This is a genomic window from Methanolobus psychrotolerans (genome assembly GCF_002243045.1).
Classification (GTDB): domain Archaea; phylum Halobacteriota; class Methanosarcinia; order Methanosarcinales; family Methanosarcinaceae; genus Methanolobus; species Methanolobus psychrotolerans.
Map to the genome: position 1 here is coordinate 1 of NZ_MBKP01000015.1, position 24,036 is coordinate 24,036.

A 24,036-nucleotide genomic window follows, 5' to 3' on the forward strand; every position below is an offset into this window, starting at 1 on the left:
TGGTTCCAATAGCAGCACTTCCATTGTGCTTGATACAGTTGTTCCTGTAGTCTTGGTTGACCCGGTGACCACACCTACTAATGTTAGCAGCCAGACCATAAACGGTAGTGTTGTTGACGTCAATCTTGCTTCAGTTACTGTAAACGGCGTCTCTGCTTCCCTTGATGGTAACAACTATTCTGCGACCATTGATCTTACAGAAGGTGCTAATACGATCACTGTTGTTGCGGTGGACTCTGCAGGTAATAGTGGTTCCAATAGCAGCACTTCCATTGTGCTTGATACAGTTGTTCCTGTAGTCTACATTGACCCGGTGACCACACCTACTAATGTTAGTAGTCAGACCATAAACGGTAGTGTTGTTGACGTCAATCTTGCTTCAGTTACAGTAAACGGAGAGTCTGCTTCACTGGATGGTACCAATTATTCTGCGACCATTGATCTTACAGAAGGTGAGAATACTATAACGGTAGTAGCCACAGATAATGCAGGTAATACTGGTGTCAATAGCACTTCAATTGTCCTGAATTCAGGGCCGGACCCTGTACCTCCTGTATTGAGTGATCTGACCATTGTTCCTGGTAAAATACTAAATATTACCACAGACAGTGCACTTGTTACTGTTAATGTAACGGATGAGATATCAGGTTTGAATAATGTCACAATTGATCTTTCTGAGATTAATGGATCTATAACGGAGATGACCTATCTGGGTAATGATATTTACTCATATTCGATCTCTACACAAATGGTAGGTAACTTTTCCTTCAATATCACAGCTGTTGATAATGCAGACAATGATGTGACCTCTTCTCAATTCTACCTGAATGTTACTACTTCTGATGAAGTAATAGGATCTTATTCAGGGGGAGATGATGATCTCTCTCCTAATGAGATAGAACAGGCAATTGCTGATCACGAAGCAGGTCTGGTATCTGATAGAATAGTACTGGCACTTATTGAGAACTATTTCAGTGAGGTAAGTTTTGGATAAAGGAGTTGGTATTATGAATGTATTATCAAAAAAGACTATTGTATTGATAGTAATGTCATTGCTTCTGGCAATATCCATAGTTGATGCATTTCCAGCTACTTCATCTGAAAGGGTGCTCCCTGCATCAGTGAATACAGGAGAAGTATTTAATGTAACTATAAATGTGAGTGATTATGGATCATTTGGAATGGTGAATGAAACTATACCTTCAGGTTTTGAATTTATGGGTATGGTTTCAGAGGATAACATCACTGTGAATGAAACTGATCCATATTATTTATTTTACTTTTTCAGTATTGATGAATTCACTTATACTCTGAAGGCTCCTTCAACTGCAGGGACCTACAGTTTTGATGGGTATCTTCATTCATCCATTATGGCAGTAGACATCAACAATACGCAACTCAGTGTAGTTTCAATTTCCACACCCTCTTCTTCCAGTAGTGGTGGAGGCGGCGGCGGCGGTGGTGGTGCCACCAATGAAGCGTATGCAAATATAGCTTTGAAGGATGCCCAGAGTAAGTACTTAAAGGCAGACGTCAATGCGAACTATACATTCGGGAAAGAGGGCAATCCTATCATAGGTGTGGAATTCATGCCATTGATCAATACTGGTTCCATTAATGTTCTTATTGAGGTGTTGTACGGTACTTCGTCAACAGTTGATATAGAAGCTCCGGGCCGTGTCTATAAGAATGTTAACCTATGGGTCGGAAAAGGCGGCTGGGCAAGCGAGGATACTATCGCTTCTCCGAAGGTCATGTTCAAAGTAGCCAAGAAATGGCTGAATGAAGAAGGTATCGATTCTGTAAATATAAGATTGGCAAGATATACTAATAAATGGACAGTATTGTCACCTGAAATAATAGGTGAAGATGATGACTGGGTTTACTTCTCTGTGGAGGTTCCTGGTTTCTCACCATTTGCCATCACTGCCTTGCAAGACAAAGTTGAAGGAAATACTATTCCGGTTTCAAACGATGGATCAGAAAACAACGATTCAGAATTAGAAATAGTGGAGAATGCGATAGATGCTTCATCTTCCAGTACGGATGAAGGTTCTAATTCCCTACCGGGATTTGAAATATTGACAGCAATTGCTCTTGTGAGTATGGTATGTTTCTTCAAAAGACGAAGTTAGAGTATTTTTTTAGCAGCACGAATGTGCTGCACTTCTTTTTTATTCATTTTGATTGCAGACGTTGTAATTTATGGAAGGCAGTTTTCTGCCTTTCTATTCTTTTTTTGCATTCATTTGTGCCATCTTCCATTATTTTTCAGGTATTTTTTCTATTCAAGTTTCTCTTTGTTCCTGAGGATAAAAAAGGAATGAAGCGGCATTTTTTATATATAAGGTTATATGGCGTATTAAGTTTTGGATTTATATTAGGTTGTGGATTCAAGCTTTTTATCAGTAATTGGGAATCTGATATGTGGATATTTACCCGTTGTTTCCGTTGCCGTTTACAATTTCCATTACTTCCCTGAAACTCTCAAGTGATGCTTCAATATTCTCGATTATCTCGTTTGCAAGGATGTCAGGATCTGGGAGATTGTCAAGGTCTGCAAGGCTTTTGTCCTTGAGCCAGAATATATCAAGGTTGGTTTTGTCTCTTGATACGATCTCTTCGTAGCTGAACCTTCGAAAACGGCCTTCGGGAGTCTCCTCACTCCACGTTTCCCTGCGGTTGTGGCGGTCTTCCGGGTTATAGCAGGTGATGAAGTCTTCAAGGTCGGAGTACTTCAGAGGGTTCTTTTTCAGTGTGTGATGCACGTTGGTACGGTAGTCGTATATCCATACTTCCCTTGTCCAGTGGTCTTTAGCTGCTTCTTTTGCCTGGAAGAAAAGTACATTGGCTTTAACTCCGTGGGCGTAGAATATGCCGGTGGGTAAACGAAGTATTGTGTGCAGGTCCATTGTTTCCAGAAGCTTTTTACGCACGGTTTCCCCGGCTCCTCCTTCAAAGAGGACGTTATCGGGCAAGACCACTGCTGCCTGACCGCCGGTTTTGAGGATGGTATGGATGTGCTGCACGAAGTTTAGCTGCTTGTTACTGGTAGTGACCCAGAAGTCCTGGCGGTTGTACGTGAGGTCTTCTTTTTCCAGCCCTCCTTCTTCGTTGGTGAAGGTCATGCTGCTCTTCTTCCCAAACGGAGGATTGGTAAGGATGTAATCGTAGCGATCACCGGAATCGGCTATGAGTGCATCAGATATGGATATAAGAGGTTCGCTGTCTATCTCACCGATGTTGTGCAAAAAAAGGTTCATAAGAGCCAGCCTGCGGGTTCCGGGTACTATTTCATTGCCGCCAAAGGTCTTGTTCTTCAGGAACCTGCTCTGCTCCCGGTCAAGTTGTCCATGAGATTGTGATGTCAGGAAATCATAGGCTGCAAGGAAGAAACCGCCAGTACCACAGCAGGGGTCGCCTATGGTCTTCATGGGTTGCGGTTGCAGGCACTCAACCATGACCTTGATGAGCGGTCTTGGAGTGAAGTACTGACCGGCTCCGCTTTTTGTGTCCTCTGCGTTCTTCTGCAAGAGTCCTTCGTATATCTCGCCCTTGGTGTCAACGCCCATCATGACCCAGCTTTCCTTGTCGATCATGTCTATGACCTTGTACAGCATGGCAGGATCACTTATCTTGTTCTGCGCTTTGAGGAATATCTGCCCGAGCATCCCCGGCTTTTTCCCAAGCTCGTCCAGCAGGTTCCTGTAATGTACGTCCAGCTCAGCTCCGCGCTTCTGCCTGAGCACATCCCATGTGTATTCCTCCGGGATGCCAATATCCCTGCTATACGGTGGTTTCCTGTATTCCTCCGCCATCTTCAGGAATATGAGGAATGTCAATTGCTCCAGATAATCTCCATAGCTCACCCCTCCGTCACGCAGTACATTACAAAAGCTCCACACTTTGGATACGATGGATGATGAATTTTCAGACATTTTTTGGTTCCTTGGGTTTGGAATAGTATTTTTGTTTAGAGCTGTTTGGTTTGTCGGGAATGGTCATGAGAAGAAGACCGTTATCTAAAAGTGGTTTTAGTATGTCTTTTCGGAAATGCTCACGGTGAGTCAATTGCAAATATTCCATAATTTCGCTGGTTGTTTTAGGGTCCTTACAAAAATCAATAATAATGTCCTGCTTTTCGACTTGCGCGGTGACTTGCGCGGTGACTTGCGCGGTGACTTGCGCGGTTAGTGGAATGATTGTCTTGAATACATTTCCCTCAATAAACTGGGGGATGCCACCATCTGCATATTCCTTGATAAATCGATTTACATTTAAAACACCAGAACCCAATTCATCTACTCTTCCAAGTTGCATGAAGAATTTTACGATCGCAGGGTTTTTAGGGAATGGAGCAAATCTGTCAGGGTCGATTGGTCCTTCTCCGTGTGGATTGTTGGCATTTTCGGTTTCAACCCGGTTTTCATAGATTATAAATGTGCAGGGATAAGCATTCATATATTCTCTGTGGACGATCAAATTGGCAACTATTTCCCGGAATATTTTATTTCTAAGGCTTACCCGCTGATCGCCCTCCATATAAAATTTATCGGGTAAGTGTTTGGCGATGAATGTCATTAGTTGTTCATAGGCTTCTATTAGGTTTGTCTGGATATATTCGCGATCATCGTAACGATAAATATCTTCAACACGGACCAATGCATCAATTTTAAAGTAAGGGAGTACTTGCTGGATAATTTCATCTTTTCCAAACAGTAAAACGGCTGCAAGAGTGTAACCTTCCTGTGCTGTTTTAATATCTCGTTTCCATAGCCCTGCTTTTTCCAGCATTTGCTTATCTGTCAGTGCTAGCCAGGGATGGTTGTCGTTGTAGCTTCGGATGAGGTTTTTGATTTTTGGGAAAAGGTCAGCTTTGAAATCTTCAAAGCGCAGTGCAGGATAAATTATGCCTTCGGTGTAATGGGCAGCTTTGCGGTTGTGTATCTCTGCGATCTGTTGTGGCTGTGTGACTTTAAAATCTCCGTCATTGCTGCGATTGAATACAGTATTGCCGGTTTTATGTACCTGTGAGCTGGCAGGAACTTGAATATGAATTACCCATTTTCCCTCTAGTTCATAGGTTTGTGGAAATAGTATGAATGGCGGGTCAAGTTTTTGAGGATTATTTGACAGATTGACCAGATTAGTAACAATCGAATCTGTTTTGTTATGTTGAACTCCTGTTACATTTCCACTATCGCCCACTCCTAGAATGATGTCTCCTCCATCCCGGTTGAGCATGGCACAAATTGTCTCGAAGAGATTTACAGGCAAAGCTGTAAATGCTTCCTTAAATTCCAGACGGATGCCTTCCTGCTCTTTAAGTAATCTTTTCAACCTTTCCAATCCCATATTTCCTCACCTCTTTCCGGCTATTGCTTTCTCACCCTTCACTCTCTCCAGCAAAACCTCAGCCGGCTCCCAGTCCTCCGCCTTCCTCACTTCCTCCAGCTCCCTCTCACTCAGCAACTTCCCCTCAAACGCCTTTTTCAGGATACTCTGCCTAAGCGCCTCAGCTTTCTCCAGATTCTCCGCGATGTCCTGCTCCACTTTATCGCAGACTGAAAGGCGCATTTCGATTTCACTGACGATGGCTTGTTGTTCTGGAAGGGAGCAGAGGGGGAATGGTAAATTAGAAAGAACTGTCATATTTATTGAAGCAAGATTTACTGTTTGCTTTCCTTTTTTAAAGAAATAATCTTTAGCCGTTTGTGTTTGTGAAAAATAGCCAATATATGCTGATACAAGACTCTTTGAATATGGTCTTGCACGAAAAACATGGTTTTGATGGATACAATTTTCAATTTGTTCTTTCCAGATGGTTCCTCTTCCAAGTTTGTCTTTATCTCCACCTTCTGTGTATAGTATATCTCCTCTGATTAGGCGATATTTTTCCAAATCACCTTCTAAAACCTCAATGTGTTTTATTTCAGAGAGGTCCAAATAGCCATCCTGCACATTTGCAACCCTTAAATAAGGTAAAATAATCGTTTTTTTTCCTTCTAGCTTTCTACCTTTTGTTACTCCGCCTACTAGATTGCATAATTCTTGTAGCTTCAGCCATTTCCATCCAATTGGGATCTCTGATAAATCTAATATTTCTTCTTCAGTGAGGGTTTTTACATTTTTAATTTTTCGGAGGGTTGATTTTTGAGCCTCTTCCCTCTCCCTCCTAATCTCCACCAGCAGCTCCTCCGCACTCGGCAAATCCACCTGCTGCTCCCGCCATTTCCTCGTAAGCTCTCCCTCAAACGCTTTCTTCAGCACCGCCTGCCTGTAAACCTTGAGCTGCTCCTGTGCCAGTTTGAGATTGGCGATGCCGTTGTCGAGTTCGCTAAAGAGCAGCTCGATCTTGGAGACTATGGCGCGTTGTTCGGGGAGGGGTGGAAGTGGAATAATTTCACTTTTTAAAACTGCACCTGAAATAGCTTTAAACGTAGTCCCAGTTCCTTTTTTATCCAATTCTTTTTCAATTAACCTCAGAAAGTAGAATACATATTTGTTACAAGATGGGTAGCGAATAGCTGCTAATCCTCTGCCAATGCAACACTTTTGATTAGCAATATTTGTTGCTCCAACTGGAGCTCTAACTGAAATAAGAATATCATTTGGCTCAGCAATCTTATTTGGTTTTGAACACCACTTTGAAACAATCGGGTGTAATTCAGTAAACTCTGCTTTTCCCTGAAAAAAAGGTAAACCCATACCTTCAGAATTATAAGTTGATGATGGGGGTGATTGTCCCATTATAATTTCAGTAATATTATTTAGTTCTGCATCTATCCATCCAATTTTTCTTTCTTTGGGTTCAGTAAATTGGTTTAGTCCAGTACTCTCTTCATCAAATGCGGATACATTTGCACCATATTCTTCGCTATCTTCTGCTAAAAATACAGCTTCATATTCTGTTCTTGAAGTATTTTGATCTAATTTTTGGTCAAAATAGTCCAAAGATAAATAGCAGTAAGACTGAGGTGGTCTGAAGTTCTTTTTTAATTTGTAAGGATCAATTTTCTCAGAAAATTCATCTAGATTGCTTATTTCTATAGCATAAGCCGTATCTGAGTTTTTGAAATACTCGAAAAAGTCATTTTCAGGGATTCCTCCATATTCATGGCATTTATCCCATAGTTTTTGAGGTGAATCTTCAATTATTCTGGCAATCTCAAAAGATGCAACTATCTTTTTGATGGGAGAACTGGAATAGATGAATACTTTACTTATGTCCTTTTTCTTGAAAATTGCTTTTCTAAACTCGAATAGCTTTTTGCCTTCTAGGATTTCATTAACATATTTTGGTTTAATTGACAGTAAAACGTTCATCGAGTTTGCCACCAGCTTTTAGGGCTAGATATTGCTCATGGTTTATTTCAGTTATCGACTGTGGTGCAGCTTTCAATATATTATTTTTCATAAGATAATCCAGACTTAAAGGATTTGGCAGGTATAGGTTATGCATGAAGCGGATTACAAATACAGTTTTATCTGCCCACTCCTGAAGTTCCTCTTCTGAATAAACAGTTCTTTTACCTACTATTCTTTTAAGCTCGTCCAAATTGTTGATTCGGACAGGGTCCTGATCAATAATCCCAAGGGAACTTATTACCTTTTGGTCATGTGAACGGTAAAACAGAATAATATCTCCCTTTTTTAGGCTTGTAATTCTGGAAGAAGAAAGATATGCTTTCTTTATTGCATTGCCTGGAATATTGATCTCAAAATAATCAGTCAATTTCATCTGCCTTTTTTTGTAATCAGGAAATAGAATATCATGGAATTTGGGAAGGATTGGAATAACAAACTTTCTTACACTTTCACCATCTTTGAACGATGGATAATATTTTCTGGTAACTTCAAGTGCTGATAATTCCGTCACTTCAGGTATGAATTTTTTAAGATACACAGGCTCGTTATTCTTTGCCAGCTCTCCTACTTTTTCAAAACCAAAGCTCTCAATCAGATAAATTAACACATCATTTTCAGTTTCAAAATGAGTTAGGTAAATCTCAAAGATTTGATTGGTTATGCAATACTGGAAAGCAATTTTCAGAAATAACTCTCCCATTTTCGAACCAGCCAAATCTGCCTTCAGCGTTGCAATTTTAACTCTCTTTCCAGCAGGAATTAGACTATGAGTTTCGATAGGCTCGTCTTCTTCTTTTAGCATCAAAAAAGCTTTAACTTCGCTATCCACTTCGTAAGTATAACATTCGCGGCTTTCCTTGATACACTTGTCATACCACTTTTTAAAAGCCATATCTCCATAATCTGATTTCAACGAGTCAAAAAAAGGCTTTTCTATATCAATTTCATGAGTATAGCATTTTCTCAATAAACTGTGACTAGGGAAAAAACGCTGATACAGGGCATTAAAATAATCGAGAGCAGAATCAATTGAAAATACTCTGTCATCAAGATTAAGTAAATTGGCTTTTCTCCTGATTCCTCTATCTTCTGTAATCAGAAAATCAACAAGATTTCTCTTCAATGAAAAAAGGATTTCGTTGTCATTCTCATCATGTGAATTGACCGGAGTACCAACAACTGATATAAAATCATCATTTGGTTTGGGTGGTGAAGGTAGTCGAGGATAACCACGAAGCTTTGATAACGTAATTTCTCTCCTTTTAACGTCACTATCATTTTCGATATCTTTCAGGGAAGCTGGATGAATAAATTCCAGATGACCATGTTCTCGGATTATTGTTAACAATGCTTGAAGGTCAGGAGTGAGCTCTTTTGGATCTTCAATGTGAATTAAAATATTAGTGTCATATAGAATTTTCATGATTCCAATTCAACTCCATTTTTGAAATATGCCGTATAAATTTTAAATGTGTAACCATGTATAAATATATTTCATTTTGAACCGATTAAACAAAAAACCGCAGATGCACACAGATAAATGCCGATATGAACTTACATCTGTGTTAATCTGCGTTTATCTGTGGTTCATTAATAATGGAGTATTATTCCAAAAATGTGTATTTTCTCCACAGTTTATACCACAGTTTATACCACAGTTTATACTTCAATAATTGAACGACTCAATTACTTCCCAATGTCCACTTTTCCTCGATCCTATGCGCTTTATTTTCCCTTCATCTTTCAATTTGGAAAGGTTCCACTCCACTCCACGTATGGATAGGTTTATTATCTCACTTATCTCTTCACGGGTAATAGTGGGATTATGTTTGATTATTTCCAGGATTTTCTCCGAACTTTTCTCCGAACCTTCACCCAACTTTTCTCCCAACCCAACATTTGAAATTGCATCACCTTTTCGGAAAATCACGGAAAAACTACCATCGAATGAAAACTCAACCGAAGCCTTCTCGTTTTCATCTACAGCCTGTTTGATTCGGTTTATGCCTGTGCCGACCTTCTCTATATAATCAATTCTGTGCAGCAGGGATGCAATAAGCGGATTGCGGGCAACGCTCCGACTGCCGAATTCAGAGGGTTTCAGACCGCTTGGCAAACCGCCGGGGTTTGAAATCTCAACCCTGTCATCAAAAACCTCTACAAGCACATTGGAGCCTCTGTCAAAATAATCACGGTGACAGACGGCATTGATGATGGCTTCCCTGAGGGCTATATCGGGGATGTCGGGAATCTCTTCCCGCTGGATCTTCTCTATTTTGTATTCCACGTTGGTGTGTCTTTTGACAAAAAGGATGGCATTGTCGATGTTCTCAACAATATTTTCCTTGAAATCCTTTTTGTCAAGGATATTCACCTTTTTTGTTCCTTTATACAGGACACAGACAACGATTGCATGATTTAGCAGGAAATCAATATCCTTTGCGAAGAACAGGACCCCGGCATTGTTTAGTTTTCCGTCATCTGTGACACAATCCAGATTTCGCAGCAAAGCCATCTTGTCAATAGAACTGGTAATGCCGGCAAGTTTCAGGAAATTGCGAAATGCCCTCTCATCAAAATCATTCTCAAAATCTGCCTTTCCGTTTCGCAGTTCCTCAAAACGGATACGTCCTTCCTTCTGGAAAAAAGCAATGATCTCATTGCGGTTAAGTTTCTGGGAATTTGCCCCGTTTCGAAGAAAGAACCCTCTGGAACATGCATAAGGCTCCTCGCTCCCCTCCGGCACATCAGCGACAATAAAATTGTCATGCACTTCGATCTTAACATCAAGCTGTGGCTGCAACTGCCTCAGGGAATCCGGCACCCTTGACCTGAAACTATTATCGGTCTGAACTCCCTTGATAACTCCCTTATCAGAAATGCCAAGAAATACCTTTCCGCCATTGGAATTTGCAAAAGCGCAAACCTCCTCCACAAACGACTTATCAAGACTCTCCTTGAACTCGATATGGTAGCCCTCACCAGCCGCAACAATACTTTCTATCCACTTGTCCCTGTCATCCATATTCAAGCCGCCAGTGCCTCATTCAATTCGCTGATGATCACGTTCATCTCATCGCCAAAGAGCTGGTACATTTTGCCACGACCGCCCATTGCATCGAAGGGAGTGTAATCGAGGTCATCTATTTCCAGGTGGAAACTGTTGCTAACGTAATCCTTTATCATGCGCAGCCAGTTCATCTGATCTTCATTGAACTTCAGGGTTCCGGCCTGTTTGCTGAAAACCCAGTCCTGAAAATTGCGGTTCACTGTCAAATCGTAAGCTGTAAGAACCGGGTCTATCTCAGTCACCCTGCGGATAAGGGAAACCAGAGCTGTAAGCTCGTTTTTGGGTGAGTTACCATTGCCCTTTTCCAGTTGTTCGTATGCATGGCAGAGCCTGAAAGGTGCAAACTGGGGCTTCTCCATCTTCAGTTTCTCCAGCACTTCCTTGATCATATTGAAGGTCACTTCCCTGCGCCGGAAGGGCTGGTTGTAGAATATCTTCAGTGCCGTGATCTCATCCCTGTGAACTTCCAGATATGTCTTAAAATCGTTCACAAGCTCCTCTGCATTCGCCACAGCATCCTTATCCCATTCGGCTCTGGTCACATTGTCAATGTTCACCGTATCGATTATCTGCTCATGCACCCTGCGAACATTCTCAATGTATTCGTTCAGCTTTCCGGTAAAAGTAGACCTTGCAACATCTATCAGCTCCTGTTGGGCCTGCACTTTCACCTGCGACTCCGTCATCTCCGGCTGGCGTTGCTTGATGTCAAAAGCCTTCGTCTCAATAATATCAGGATTATAAGCATTCAGCAGGTCCCTCACAGTCTGGTTAACAGTCTTGCCATCTGCCTTCTGGGCAAAATTATCTCTTTCCTCATCCGTAAGCTGCCTGTTCAGTCTGGCCAGCCGGTTGGCAAGTGACACATACAGGTCCTCATCCTGCGCACCAAAGGTCACAGCCGCCAGCAGGTCTTTCAGAGCAACACCTTTCTTACGCTCAAGTGGTCTGCTGTCCGTCTTCATGGATTTTGTCACGCCCACAGCATCCACAATAACAAAATGCGTCTTAGCAGAAACCACCGAAGGTGTAACTTTCTTCAGGTCATCATACTCTATGGTACGTGTACCGCGTCCCTTCATCTGCTCAAAATAATTACGGCTTCTCACATCCCTCATAAACAGCAGGCATTCCAGCGGCTTCACATCCGTGCCCGTTGCTATCATATCCACCGTCACAGCGATCCTCGGATTATAATCATTACGGAAAGCCGCCAGCACAGATTTCGGGTCGTCCTCCGCCTTGTAGGTCACCTTCTTGCAGAAAGCATTCCCCTCTCCGAACTCTTCCCTCACTATCTGGATAATATCATCTGCATGGCTGTCTGTCTTGGCAAATACAAGAGTCTTTGGAATCTCACTCCTGCCGGGGAATATCTCCGGAAGCTTATCCCGAAACGCCCGGATAACATTGCGTATCTGGCTGGGATTGACCACATCCCGGTCAAGTTGCTTGCCGTTGTATATCAGATCCTCATCCAGTTGTTCCCATCGTTTCCTGCGGCTGAGCTTCTCTCTTTTATCTACAAATTCCCTGGCCCTTATCTGCGCACCATTCTTTGTGATCTCAGTTTCAATAGTATAAACATCGTAAATGACATTAACACCATCTGCAACAGCCTCTTCATAGCTGTACTCACTAACCACATTCTCATTGAAAAACCCGAAAGTACGCTTGTCCGGGGTAGCAGTAAGCCCTATCAAAAAAGAATCAAAATAATCCAGCACCTGCTGCCACAGGTTGTATATTGAGCGATGGCATTCATCGATAACTACAAAGTCAAACTCTTCTATCGGTATCTTCTCATTATACACAACCGGAATCGGTTCTTTCGGTTGCCACTTCCTCTCAGCAGGATTCTCCTCCTCTGTTTCTTCATCCAGCTCCTCATCCTTCAGGATCGAATAAAAACGCTGTATGGTGGAAATGCAAACCTGACTATCCGAAGCAATATAATTGGAACGCAGCCGCTGCACATTATACAGCTCAGTGAACTTACGGTTATCATCATTTGGCACATATGCCATGAATTCCTGCTCAGCCTGCTCTCCAAGGTTTCTTGTATCTACAAGGAAAAGCACCTTTTTAGCATCTGCATATTTCAGCAGCCTGTAAATAAAAGTAATAGCAGTATATGTTTTTCCAGATCCTGTAGCCATCTGGATAAGTGCCCTTGGACGGTTATCCTTAAACGAGTTCTCAAGGTTCATGATGGCCTTTACCTGGCAATCACGTAGTCCTTTTGTTCCCAGTCCCGGAATATCAAGCAATCTCTCCCGCAAAGATCTCTCCTTTTTAAGCCATGTCCTGAAAGTCTCAGGCCGGTGGAAGGAAAAAACAGGCCTTGACCTTGGCTTAGGGTCACGGTAGTCTGTAAATCTTGTAAGCTCCCCGTTACTTTCATAAACAAAAGGAAGCCGGCCATTATCCAGAAATTTTAGCTTGCTGGTGGCATATTCTGCGGATTGCTCCTCCACAACCGTCAACTTGTGCCCTTCCTCGGCCTTTTTAGCTTCTATGATCCCAACAGCCACCTTCTCAACAAAAAGTACATAATCAGACGGTCCCACATCGGTCCAGTACTCCCGGACCGCAACTCCTCTGGAAGCATTCCAATCTATCTGGTTCCTTTTTTGTACTACCCAGCCAGAATCATTCAGTTTTCTATCTATCTTGTCTCTGGCTTCCTGTTCAGGGTTCTGATTGTCGCTCATATTTTCCTTTACGTTCAATATTCTGCTGTTTATCAGGAGTTGTCGATAATTCTACAAGGGGGTGAAATGATTTTGACAAAGTTTATGTGTACATTTAATATAAATATTATCTGTTTGGATTCTGATATAAATGTAAAAACAACAAAATAATCATAAAAGAAGTAATTGCTTTAAAATAATAACTATATAAATGAAAATAGTTAGGGAAAAGCCCTGGAAAACTATGGAAGTGCTATAGATTGTGACAACCTGACTTGCAGAATCCTGTTCAATAGGTATGTTGAATTCCCGGGGCTCAATGCGATCGATTTGTAAACTAAAATACAAAAATAAGAGAAAGAGAGCACTTAAAGTGCTTCTCCGTCTGTTTCTCCTGTACGGATCCTGATAATCTTGGCTACAGGGTAAATAAAGATCTTACCGTCACCAATCGAACCGGTTGCTGCAGTCTTTATAATAACGTCAACAGCCTTGTCAACGTTCTCATCACTGACTACCAGTTCCATCTTTATCTTTGGCAGCAGGTCAACGCAGTACTTGCGTCCTCTCCACTGCTGCATTACACCCTTCTGCTTACCACGGCCTTTTACATCGGTTACGGTAACACTCTCAAATCCTGCTTCATCAAGTGCATCCTTGACCTCGTGGATCTTTGTTGGCCTTATGATTGCTTCTATCTTCATCATCTAACATCACTCCTTAAGGATCATGAATTCTGGGTATGCACTGATACCGTGTTCAACTACATCCAGTCCTGTTATCTCATGCTCTTCAGACACACGCAGTCCGATTGTCAGGTCAAGTGCCTTAAAGATGATTAATGAGATACCAAATGCCCAGACTATACTGAGTATTACAGCGACTATCTGGATGAGAAGGAGCTGTACTCCACCACCATAAAGAAGTCCTGCTGTTTCTGCTGTGTATGCTGCACCTTCCAGGATTGAACCTTCACCTGTTCCCAGTGCGAAGAGACCGACTGCGAGAAGTCCCCAGCTACCGGTATATCCGTGTACTGCGATTGCACCTACAGGGTCGTCCAACTTGAGTACATTTTCATTGAACATTACACCTGCATATACTATAATACCACCGATGAGACCAATTATTACTGCCCCCCAGTTACTAACTGAACCACATGGTGCAGTGATTGCTACAAGACCTGCAAGAAGTCCGTTTGCTGTAAGGGATGGGTCTGGCTTTCCTGTCTTCATCCAGGTTATGAACATGACAGCTATACATCCAGATGCACCAGCCAGGAATGTGTTTGCGATGACAAGACTGACAAATGGGTCATTTGCATCGAGTGTACTACCACCGTTAAATCCTACCCAGCCGAACGCCAGTATAAGAGTACCGAGGAATGCAAGTGGAAGACTGTGACCAGGAATTGCCAGTGCCTTTCCATTCTTGAACTTTCCAATTCTTGGGCCTACAACTAATACTCCTGCAAGAGCTGCATATCCGCCAATGGAATGTACAACACCTGAACCTGCAAAGTCGTGGTGTGCAACACCTATTGCATCAACAATGAATCCACTTGTAAGGATTCCTGCACCGCTCCATACCCAGTGTCCGTATACCGGATAGATGAGTGCTACCATGAGTACTGTGTAAATAAGATATGCCTTGAAGTCTGTCCTCTCAGCCATTGCACCGGAAACGATTGTTGCACCGGTTGCTGCGAAGACCATCTGGAACCACCAGCTGTTCCATACAGCATTGTCAGCTCCCTGAAGGAAGAACTGATCAATACCTATAAGACCTGCATAATCAGCACCGTACATGATTCCCCAGCCGACTGCCCAGTATACAACTACACCAAGACAGATGGTCATGAAGTTCTTCATGAGAATGTTGGCTGTGTTCTTGGTTCTTGTCAGACCGATCTCAACAAGTGAGAATCCTGCATGCATCAGAAATACTATTGCACCGGCAATGATCAGCCACATGACTGTAAGTGCAGTTTCAAGGTTTGCAATTGATTCGCTGTTCTCTTCAATTGTTGCAGCTGTTGCTGGAACCATAAATACCATAAATATGACGCTCATCAGCAGTAAAGCCTGCCAGATAATCTTTGAATTGAGTTTCTGTGATATTCCATACATGAGTAACACCTTTGTTCCATTTTAATAGGAAGACGGATGCTATGTGTAGACTTAATATTATTTAAATTAAGCGGTCATATTATCTAACTTTCTACATTATATTGGCATCACTCTTTATTTGTTCGTATAGTTCCCGTTCTACATGACTAAAACTAACCCGATAAATTGTAAATTCTACATATTCTTTATTATAATATCAAAATAATATATATCTGTTTGGTATTTTTGTACTTTTTCCCGTATATATCATATTAAGCCGGGCACGACGTCGATACTGTTGCTTCCCTTTAACATTGTGTGGGTAACACAATGTTGAGAAGATCCATATTTTAACTAATCAAACAAATAACAAAATAAGAAGTTTTTATCTTAAAGGGGAATTATATGGGATCTGGCATATCAGGTAAGAATGATACAAAAGGATTTGAAAGCGAATTAAGTAAGATCCTTGACAGAAAAGAGATACTTGAAAAGATAACAGATAACAGTCCTGTTATTGCTTTTCTCTTGAAGGCAGAATACACTACTGGGGAAAAAATGGACTGATAAAGAGATGTGATATGTAGTTTCCAGATGCACGTCCTGAAATGCACCGAAATGGTAACAAATATCTCTAGGTTCCCTTTCCAATGAAGCTGGAAGGGCTATTTCAGGATGATGATTATCCTCAAAACACCAAATTTATGTCTTAGGAACTTGAGTAGTTCTTCATAATTTTTTCATTTTGCTGTATTCCATTAATGTTGACACTGGGTGCGTATCAGCCTGGATACCAGCTTCTTCTACAGCAGCAACCGAGTTAATGCCTACCATTACGAGGATACCAGTTTTTCCTCTTTCTATAGGTGCATACAGGATATCTTCATCAGGATCTCCGATTGCAATATGACCGCATAGATCATTCTTTTTTGCCATTTCCAATATCTCTGCTGCTCTCTGGGATGCAGACGCAGGAACCTGACGTACATTTGCAAGCATTCTCCCATTACCAGTCTCAATTGCCTCGAGTATTGATGTTGCTTTACGCCTGAGGAAGATCTTTATAGGATCTATAGATGTCCCACTATATGATATGAGATCAACAAAACCTGCAGGCTTATAATCTTCCATTTGCATAAGCCCACCATAAATAGGAACAACAGGAACGCCACTGTTCAAAAGAAAACCATCAACAGTGATGCTGCACACGGTTGCAATGGCTATTTTCCCTTCAGGAACATATACGTCCTGATCGTTGTCCTCTTCAATTATCCCTACCCTGGAGCTTATGGTTGCACCGTGGTCCATTGCGTACCTGATTATCTCCATAGTATGATCGTAATCATCCTTATCGACGTATGTGATATTGACAATAACATTGCCTTTGCCTGTTTCCGGATTGTAGTCCGTCTTATACATTAACTCTTCGATCTTGGTAATGACAAAACCAAACCTGTCACTTATAAGTGCATCATTGAGTTCCTTCTTGCCACGTTCGGTTATGGTGCGCCCGATGTATCCATGCTTCTTTGTGAAACCTCTTTCATCCAGTATGCGTAAATGATACCTGACGGCTCTTTCTCCAATTGCATAACCGCGGTTATGGAGCTCATCAGCTATAAGGCGCGCACCTAGGGGCTTGTCACTTTCACTTATTATGCGCATAATTTCGACAAGCTTTCTTTCAACGTTTGGATCAGTCATTTTTTCACCAGAAGATGGTTGTCAATAGGCATTGTCAACGGTGTACTAGTTATAGTGTATGTCTATTTAATATGTACTGTTCATATTCATATTCTTCCAGTTCTAAGTATATAAACAACCAGCCACATTCCCAAAAACCCTGCCATCAGAAAACCCATGACTCCAAGTAATGGAACTCCCCATATATGGGGCTCCATCCCGGTCTGTATTATCAGGGAAGAGCCTACGATTATGGCTGAAATGATGAGGCTGAAGGAAAGGCGGTTACTTGCTGCATCTATCTCAGCAACTATCCTGTCAAATCCGTGGTGTTCAAACCGCAGATTCAGGTAGCCTCTTTCAGCAATATCCAGTATGTGGGATAGCTTCATGGGTGCCCGGCGAAGGATACGGGTCCAGCTACTGAAATCTCTATAAGCACTGCCTGCAATATTAGTTAAGCGAACACGATCCTTTATCGCATTTTTTGCAAATGGTTCTGCTATAATGGCCAGATTGATCTGCGGATCCATAATGCTGCTGAAACCTTCTATGGTCATTGCTCCTTTTGATAGTAGTGCAATATTGGCAGGAATCTTGATCTGGTATTTTCTCAGGAGGTTTATCATCTCTTCCAGTATCAGTGCAGTGTTAAGCTGGCTAAGGGCTCTTCCATAGTATTTGTAAAGGAGGTGATCAATGTCTATCTTAAGTAATGCTATATCCACTTCATCACCTATAGATCCAAGATCCCTCAACAGCTCAATGTATAATGTAGTGTCCCCTCTTGTTATGGCGATAAGCTCATCAACGAGCAGATTGCGCATGTCATAAGAAAGGAATCCTGCCATGCCGAAGTCAAGAAGCGCTATCCTGCCATCTTTCATGATGAAAACATTTCCGGGATGAAGGTCTGCATGGAAGAATCCATCCTCATATACCTGCTTCATGAATGCCTTTAGCACATCGATTGCTATCTCTTTTCTGTCTGCTCTTATCCCGTCAAGTTCCTCAAAGGAACTGCTTTTGACACCGTCAATATACTCGAGGGTCAGTATTTTCATGCTGGAATAATCCCAATAGACCTTCGGGATATATATGCGTGGATGGTCCTGGAAGTTGCGGGCAAAATGCTCGGCATTCCTGCCTTCCTGGGTGTAATCAAGTTCAGCACGTATGGAGCGTTCAAACTCCTCAACAATTTCCACCGGACGGTACAACCGTGCTTCAGGCAAGTGTTCTTCTGTAAAACCTGCAATACTGTGCAGTATGTCCAGGTCTGCTTCTATTATTTTCCCAATGCCGGGTCTCTGGACCTTGACAACTACATCCTCGCCGCTCTTTAACTTAGCACGATGCACTTGTCCAATTGAAGCTGCAGCAATGGGTATTTCTTCAAATTGCTCAAAAAGGTCTTCAATACTTGAGCCTAGTTCTTCTTTAATAATTGTTTCAGCTTCTTTTATCCCGAAAGGCTGTACGTCATCCTGAAGCTTGGACAATTCTTTGGTGTACTCAGGAGGTATCAGATCCTGACGCACGCTGAGTATCTGTCCAAGTTTGATGTAGGTCGGTCCAAGTTCTTCCAGCATCAACCTGGTTTTTTTAGGACCGGAATCACTCTCTATTAAAAACTTTTCCTTTTTTTTGATTCTTGAACTTAAAGGTCTTAAATCGCCGACCCCTAACTTGTCAACAATATATCCGAATTCATATTTCACGAGGGCATCAACGATCTTACCGTATCTTTTGATCATTGAATATCTGTGGATTTTCCGGTTTCTCATTATTGTCCTTGTACTTTGATTTTTATTTGTATTTATCATTATTTAGTTCAGGCTTTATTATTAAATTATGGTATATATTTGTATGTCAATTTAGAGGAACAATTATATAATTCCTAACTCCAAATTATCATAGTCAGGAAATGTCTGGCGAATTGTTCGAAAAGAATAATAATAAAAGGAGTGATAAAGAATGTTATTTTTTAGTATAAGTTCATGGGATCCGCATGATAGTGAAGAAGTAATTGAACATTTCAAGAAACTAAAACCTCCTGCAGGTATTAACGTTGTCAACCAGTGGGTAGATCTTAACGGAGGAAGGTATTTCATTCTCTATAAGGCCGAAAGTGCAGAAGCATATGCTGAATTCAATATTCCATGGTCTGATATCTGCATTATAGACAGCGTACCGGTTATGGAATCCACAGATTTCATAAAACTTATGATATCAAAGGGACTATGATTCCCTTCCTTCTTATTTTCTGTCTTTAATTCACAACATCAATGTGACTCTTCTTTCTCTGTCACCTATCTTCACGATGAAATCTCCATCTGGAAGTGAACTTGTGTCATATTTGCAATAAAAATTACCCTCTTCATCCGCCTTGATGGTCTGGCTGGCTACAAAATCTATCTTAACTTCATTTTCATTATCCAGTGCGTTTCCTTCGATTACTATTTCATAGTTCCCTGCAGGGACATTCTTTTCAAAAAATTCAGCGACCCCATCCTCCGCATCAAAGCTTCTTTTAAAATCCACAAACATCCGCACGATAAAATCCAGATCATTCACTTTCTGTGACCTTACCAGAAAACTATTACTTCCACTAGGTATCCTGATATTTTTGAATATATAGCTATATCTGTTGTCAATAACCGGAACGTTGAGTGTGAATGAAACTACCATTCCTATAATCTCATGAGGATTTGTTTTTCCGGTAATGTCCAGCACATCTCCTGTGCAGGGGCTGGAAGGGTGAATGCTCCAACCATTTAAAGGTGCATTCTGGTTCTCTTCCGTCTGATCACTTATTAAAGAATAAAGTGCTTTTGAAAAAGTCAAAAAGAGACTATTACTTTTTCTAAAGTTCATTCCTCCTTTTTAAGGCTCACATGTCCTTTTCTTTATCATTGGAACCCACAAGCTTGTCAATTTTCTCTTCGAGCTGTTTAATGATGTCTTTGAGTTCCCTTACTTCATCCTTTGTTGCGATGTCCGCCTTAGTGATAGTATCCTGGACCTTGGATGAGATCTTTTTCTCGATATCTTCCTTCTGTTTCTTTTGTTCATCAATTACTTCACGAACAAATTTCTTGCCTTCTTCTTTCTTTATTTCTCCGTTTTCGATAAGATCGTCGGCAATGTCTTGTATCTTCTCTTCTGTTAATGCCCACATCCCTATTCCGAAAAGACCGACTTTTTTCATAATGTCTGTAATGTCTGTAACATCTTTCATTTTAAACCTCCAATGATTAATTATCATGTGTTATGATAAATATCTTGTTCTGAGGAAGTTCAAGTCTGGCACAGGCTAAGTTTCCCGGAAAAACGGATATTATCTAATATTATTAGGCACGTCTACGAGGGTGAATAATATATAAAAGATAATCTGGAACGTTGGGATAGTTTTCAATTAAAAAATGTTATTGGTGCACAATAATAATTCGGAATCAAATAGTGTAAATAGTATCAATCTATGTCTGAAAACTGATACAATGCAGGTGATACCTGCACGATGGAAAGGAACGTATAAGATCCAGAAAAAGATGAGTTTTCAGTTATCAACCAGTTCACTGATATCATGTTCCAGATATTTTGCATGACTCATTTCTATGAGTTTGCCGCACACCTCTTCAGGCTTACCGTCCATAATTATTTTTGCATTGTCAACAAGGATGGCCCGGTGTGCCGCCTCCTTTACAAAGTCCATGTGGTGGCTTACAAATACAATGGTTGTGCCGAATTTCTTATTAATGTTCTTCAGGGAATTTGTAACATCCCTGAGAGTCACAGGGTCCAGATCACCGAAAGGCTCGTCAAGCATCAATATTTCCGGGCGTGATACAAGTGCCAGTGCGATGTATGCTCTGACATGTTCTCCACCACTTATCTGGTAAGGTGTTTTGTCAAGCACCGACATTGGCAGGTCAAGGGCTTCAAACACCTCCGCTGCATGCTCATCAACATTCTCCTTTGTGATCAGTGGGAATAGCCTGGAATATATCTCGATGGTCAGGTTCATTTCCCGGAGTGTTTTGTCTTTCTCCTCCTCGGCAACTTCGGTCAGCTTATAAAGTGTATCAAGTTCCTCATCCGATATGCCAAGTTCTAAAGCTTTCTGTCTGGCAAAATCAAGTGACCTTTCACCTTTCAGGCGCAGTTTGAATGCAAGCTGTTCTCGTATGGTGGAATGGGGTGAAAGCGTGAACTCCTGATGCATGATACTCATCTTCCTGCGTAGTTCAAGGCGTTGTCTAGTGAAATCAACTATGTTCAGCCAATTTCCATCATGCAGGTAACTGATCTCCCCTTCTTTTGGTATCCTCAGGCCTTCGATCATTTTCATCAGTGTTGTCTTTCCGGCACCCGACTGTCCGATAAGTGCAGTGATCTCGCCTTTGTTTATATCAAGTTCAAGGTCTTCGAACTTAAGTACCTCTCCTACTCTTAACAGAACAAAGCGGTTTGAAAGTCCTCTTACTTTTATGATCGCTCCGTCATTCGTCTTGTCCGGGAGTGGGACCTGTTTTTGTATGTCCTTCAGGAAATGTTTCAGTACCTTTTCAGGTTCACCTGTTTCCACGATTTTGCCTTTTTCAAGGTATACGACCCTGTCTGCAAGGTAGAGGTGGATCTCGGGAAGGTGTGAAACGATTATAATAGGAATCTTGAGTTCTTTTTTGATGTTCCTTATGACATCAAGGATCTCCTGTTTTGTACCGGGGCCGGTCATGGTCACAGGTTCGTCCAGGAGTAAGAGCCGTGGTTTTGCTGCAAGTTGGCGTGCAAGTATGAGTCTTTGCTTCTCTCCGCCACTCAACAGGTTGGAGGAATGCTGTGCTTTGTGCTCAAGTCCCACAAGACGCATGTAATACATGGCTTCTTCGTATAGCTCGTCATAGTTAAACGCGTCCGGTTCTGGTAATCCTTCATTTCCCTCTATCTGAAAATTCAGCCTGCGGATTATATTCTCAATAGCAGGTCCGTTCCAGAGTCCGAAATTGCGCTGAAGGTGTATTGCGCTTGTATGTGCAAGGAATTTCAGTTTGTCCTTTTCGGAATCAGGTTCGATCCTCTCGCCATCAAGTTCGAAGTATCCTGAATCAAAGCCCTCTATTCCTCTGAGTATCTTTAAAATCGTGGTCTTGCCACTTCCACTCTTTCCGGTAATTCCGAGTATTTCTCCGTCTGCAACATTAAAACTGACATTGTCCAGAATTCTGTTCTTCTCATTGTTGAATTCATATTCTTTTACGATATTGCATACTTCAAGCATCATCAAACCTCTGTGAATGGTTTCGGTCTGAAAGGATAAAAGGAAAAAAGGAGAGTCCTTTAATTACTTCTTAATAGCTGATACGAGCTCTTCGATCTTTGCAGTGACATTGGAACTCTCTTCAAGGATGGTTCCTGTTACTATCATATCGGCTCCTGCAAGTGCGCATAACTTTGCAGTTTCACCGTCACGGATACCGCCACCAACTATTAACTTATTGTCTCCAAGGACATGTTTTACCGCGCCTATCATTTCAGGCGTCACGGCCGCATTTGCACCGGACCCTGCTTCCAGATAAGTGTAGTGCATGCCGAGGTATTTTCCCGCAAGTGCATAGGCAACTGCAAGTTCCGGCTTATGCTTTGGTATCAGTCTTGCGTCACCAACCCAGCCAACCGTTCCTCCTGGCTCTACTATTAAGTATGCCATTGAGATTGGTTCAATACCACTCTTGTATACAAGCGGTGCTCCCATTGCCTGGTTGGTTACGATGAAATTAATGTCACGGGAATTTAACAGGCTCATGAAAAATATAGCATCAGCGTACCTGCTGACACCTGCTGCATTGCCTGGGAACAGAATGGTGGGCTTGTCGGTCTTCTCTTTTATTTTAAGGAGTGTCTGATCAAGGATCACTCCTCCGGCTCCGGTGGAACCACCGACCATGATGGCATCTGTACCTCCAAGGACAGCAGCATATGCTATTTCTGCAGCCTCGTCAGGAGTCTGGGATGCCGGGTCGATAAGTGTCAAGTGAACTGTACCTTCGCTTTCAGCGATATTATTAAGGTACTTTTCCACTTGCATGAAAACGATCAGCCACCCTTTGCTTCCTTGGATTTCATACGCAGGGCTTTGCCACCGCATTTCCTGCATCTTGTTGCACGTACTGCATTGCGGGCATTGCAGTCCATACAAATCTTCTTAATCAGTATTCTGTTTTCAGCTTCTGGAAATCTTGCCATTGTTTTCACCTAAATGATTATGATATATAATTAGAATAATAGGCTGCATACATGATGCTCAAAACATATAATTGTTTTGGCAAAACCATGCTTCGTTTCGCACCCTATTTGATTAATCCTGTCACTCTCTTTTATGCTATAAATATTCATGCTTGTTCTTTTCCACAGGACAAACTATTTAATTAATATAATCATTAATAATGAACGATTGATATGTCAAAAGAGGAACTAGAGCAAAGAAGGCAGGAATGGTATGAGAAAGTAAAAAATGAGGGCAAGCTCAATAAGAGTCCCATTGAGGATCATAATGCAAAACTGAAGACCCTGCAGAATCCTGTCCGCAGGGATATCATCAAACACTTGAATGAAAAGAAAATGACCTTTGCTGAACTTAAGGCCGAATTCAACCTGCAGGATATGCAGATGAAACTGCATCTTGGGATGCTGGAAGAGAATCTTTACGTTGAAAAAGAGGGTGATGCGACCTATGTTATCACGCCACGCGGCGAGGACTATCTTGCAAGTGTTGAACCAAAGGATGATCTGAAGAAAAGAAGAGATGAATGGTACGAGAAAGCAAAGAAAGAAGGTAAGCTCAAGGAAAATCCTACCGAAGACCACAGGGCTGGTTTGAAAGCCATGCAGAATCCTGTCCGCAGGCACATTGTTGAAAGTCTGGGCGAAGGGAAAATGACCTTTGATAAGGTCAAGGCCAAGTTCGATCTCAATGATGTACAGGCCAGACTGAATCTCGATATGCTTGTAGATACCCTTTACATCGAAAAAGAGGATGATACAACTTACGTAATCACAGTACGTGGTGAGGCATTCCTCGAGAATGCTGAATCAAAACATGAACATTAAAGTC

Annotated in this window: 20 protein-coding genes; 5 read left to right on the forward strand and 15 right to left on the reverse strand. The window is 41.7% G+C overall.

The features are described from left to right. Both BB781_RS15655 and BB781_RS06600 read left to right on the forward strand, forming a co-directional pair. Positions 1-994: hypothetical protein (locus tag BB781_RS15655; protein WP_164997800.1), on the forward strand; the 994-nt coding region annotated here is incomplete at its 5' end. A gap of 13 nt (positions 995-1,007) precedes the next feature. Further along, entirely contained in the window at positions 1,008-2,135 is a 1,128-nt protein-coding gene (locus BB781_RS06600; protein WP_129582651.1) for a PGF-pre-PGF domain-containing protein, read from the forward strand. Positions 2,136-2,435: 300 nt separating this feature from the next. On the opposite strand, the gene BB781_RS06605 is transcribed toward BB781_RS06600, so the two are convergent. The 8 genes from BB781_RS06605 to BB781_RS06640 form a co-directional block, all read right to left on the reverse strand. Further along, on the reverse strand, positions 2,436-3,938 hold the full coding sequence (locus BB781_RS06605; protein ID WP_094227713.1) for a type I restriction-modification system subunit M: 1,503 nt from the start codon (positions 3,936-3,938) through the stop codon (positions 2,436-2,438). Next, positions 3,931-5,355, reverse strand: coding sequence for an RNA-binding domain-containing protein (locus BB781_RS06610; RefSeq protein WP_094227714.1), 1,425 nt, complete (start codon positions 5,353-5,355; stop codon positions 3,931-3,933). Before BB781_RS06610 ends, BB781_RS06605 begins: the two co-directional genes overlap by 8 nt. 6 nt (positions 5,356-5,361) lie before the next feature. Next, positions 5,362-7,326: a restriction endonuclease subunit S gene (locus tag BB781_RS06615; protein ID WP_094227715.1), complete on the reverse strand. Its 1,965-nt coding sequence runs from the start codon at positions 7,324-7,326 to the stop codon at positions 5,362-5,364. After that, positions 7,304-8,791, reverse strand: coding sequence for a PIN domain-containing protein (locus BB781_RS06620; RefSeq protein WP_094227716.1), 1,488 nt, complete (start codon positions 8,789-8,791; stop codon positions 7,304-7,306). The genes BB781_RS06615 and BB781_RS06620 overlap by 23 nt, the downstream gene beginning before the upstream one ends. 243 nt (positions 8,792-9,034) lie before the next feature. Continuing rightward, positions 9,035-10,393, reverse strand: a complete 1,359-nt coding sequence (locus tag BB781_RS06625) for an AlbA family DNA-binding domain-containing protein (protein WP_094227717.1) — start codon at positions 10,391-10,393, stop codon at positions 9,035-9,037. A gap of 2 nt (positions 10,394-10,395) precedes the next feature. Next, the gene (locus BB781_RS06630; RefSeq protein ID WP_094227718.1) at positions 10,396-13,152 is read right to left on the reverse strand and encodes a type I restriction endonuclease subunit R; all 2,757 of its coding nucleotides are present in this window, start codon (positions 13,150-13,152) and stop codon (positions 10,396-10,398) included. A 347-nt stretch (positions 13,153-13,499) separates the two neighbouring features. Further along, positions 13,500-13,838 carry a P-II family nitrogen regulator gene (locus tag BB781_RS06635; protein WP_094227719.1) on the reverse strand — a complete coding sequence of 113 codons (339 nt, stop codon included), beginning with the start codon at positions 13,836-13,838 and terminating at the stop codon, positions 13,500-13,502. A 6-nt stretch (positions 13,839-13,844) separates the two neighbouring features. Next, on the reverse strand, positions 13,845-15,260 hold the full coding sequence (locus tag BB781_RS06640; protein WP_094227720.1) for an ammonium transporter: 1,416 nt from the start codon (positions 15,258-15,260) through the stop codon (positions 13,845-13,847). Positions 15,261-15,644: 384 nt separating this feature from the next. On the opposite strand from BB781_RS06640, the gene BB781_RS15660 reads away from it, so the two are divergent. Beyond that, positions 15,645-15,806 (forward strand): hypothetical protein, encoded by a 162-nt coding sequence (locus BB781_RS15660; protein WP_164997801.1) that lies wholly within the window; start codon positions 15,645-15,647, stop codon positions 15,804-15,806. A gap of 162 nt (positions 15,807-15,968) precedes the next feature. Here the strand turns inward: BB781_RS15660 and BB781_RS06645 are convergent, their stop codons facing one another. Beyond that, positions 15,969-16,943 carry a DUF128 domain-containing protein gene (locus tag BB781_RS06645; protein ID WP_094227721.1) on the reverse strand — a complete coding sequence of 325 codons (975 nt, stop codon included), beginning with the start codon at positions 16,941-16,943 and terminating at the stop codon, positions 15,969-15,971. An 86-nt stretch (positions 16,944-17,029) separates the two neighbouring features. Beyond that, positions 17,030-18,709 (reverse strand): ABC1 kinase family protein, encoded by a 1,680-nt coding sequence (locus BB781_RS06650; protein WP_094227722.1) that lies wholly within the window; start codon positions 18,707-18,709, stop codon positions 17,030-17,032. 190 nt (positions 18,710-18,899) lie between these two features. Between BB781_RS06650 and BB781_RS06655 the strand changes: the two genes are divergently transcribed. Further along, positions 18,900-19,169 (forward strand): DUF3303 domain-containing protein, encoded by a 270-nt coding sequence (locus BB781_RS06655; protein WP_094227723.1) that lies wholly within the window; start codon positions 18,900-18,902, stop codon positions 19,167-19,169. A gap of 30 nt (positions 19,170-19,199) precedes the next feature. Here the strand turns inward: BB781_RS06655 and BB781_RS06660 are convergent, their stop codons facing one another. From BB781_RS06660 to BB781_RS06680, 5 genes are all read right to left on the reverse strand, one after another. Further along, positions 19,200-19,799 (reverse strand): hypothetical protein, encoded by a 600-nt coding sequence (locus BB781_RS06660; RefSeq protein WP_129582652.1) that lies wholly within the window; start codon positions 19,797-19,799, stop codon positions 19,200-19,202. Positions 19,800-19,815: 16 nt separating this feature from the next. Beyond that, positions 19,816-20,163, reverse strand: coding sequence for a phasin family protein (locus BB781_RS06665; protein ID WP_094227725.1), 348 nt, complete (start codon positions 20,161-20,163; stop codon positions 19,816-19,818). 318 nt (positions 20,164-20,481) lie between these two features. Further along, positions 20,482-22,203 carry an ABC transporter ATP-binding protein gene (locus tag BB781_RS06670; RefSeq protein ID WP_094227726.1) on the reverse strand — a complete coding sequence of 574 codons (1,722 nt, stop codon included), beginning with the start codon at positions 22,201-22,203 and terminating at the stop codon, positions 20,482-20,484. 63 nt (positions 22,204-22,266) lie between these two features. Then, positions 22,267-23,010, reverse strand: a complete 744-nt coding sequence (locus BB781_RS06675; protein WP_094227727.1) for a geranylgeranylglyceryl/heptaprenylglyceryl phosphate synthase — start codon at positions 23,008-23,010, stop codon at positions 22,267-22,269. A gap of 8 nt (positions 23,011-23,018) precedes the next feature. Continuing rightward, positions 23,019-23,168 carry a 50S ribosomal protein L40e gene (locus BB781_RS06680; RefSeq protein ID WP_094227728.1) on the reverse strand — a complete coding sequence of 50 codons (150 nt, stop codon included), beginning with the start codon at positions 23,166-23,168 and terminating at the stop codon, positions 23,019-23,021. Between the two features lie 213 nt (positions 23,169-23,381). Between BB781_RS06680 and BB781_RS06685 the strand changes: the two genes are divergently transcribed. Continuing rightward, the gene (locus BB781_RS06685; RefSeq protein WP_094227729.1) at positions 23,382-24,032 is read left to right on the forward strand and encodes a winged helix-turn-helix domain-containing protein; all 651 of its coding nucleotides are present in this window, start codon (positions 23,382-23,384) and stop codon (positions 24,030-24,032) included. Positions 24,033-24,036: the final 4 nt, after the last annotated feature.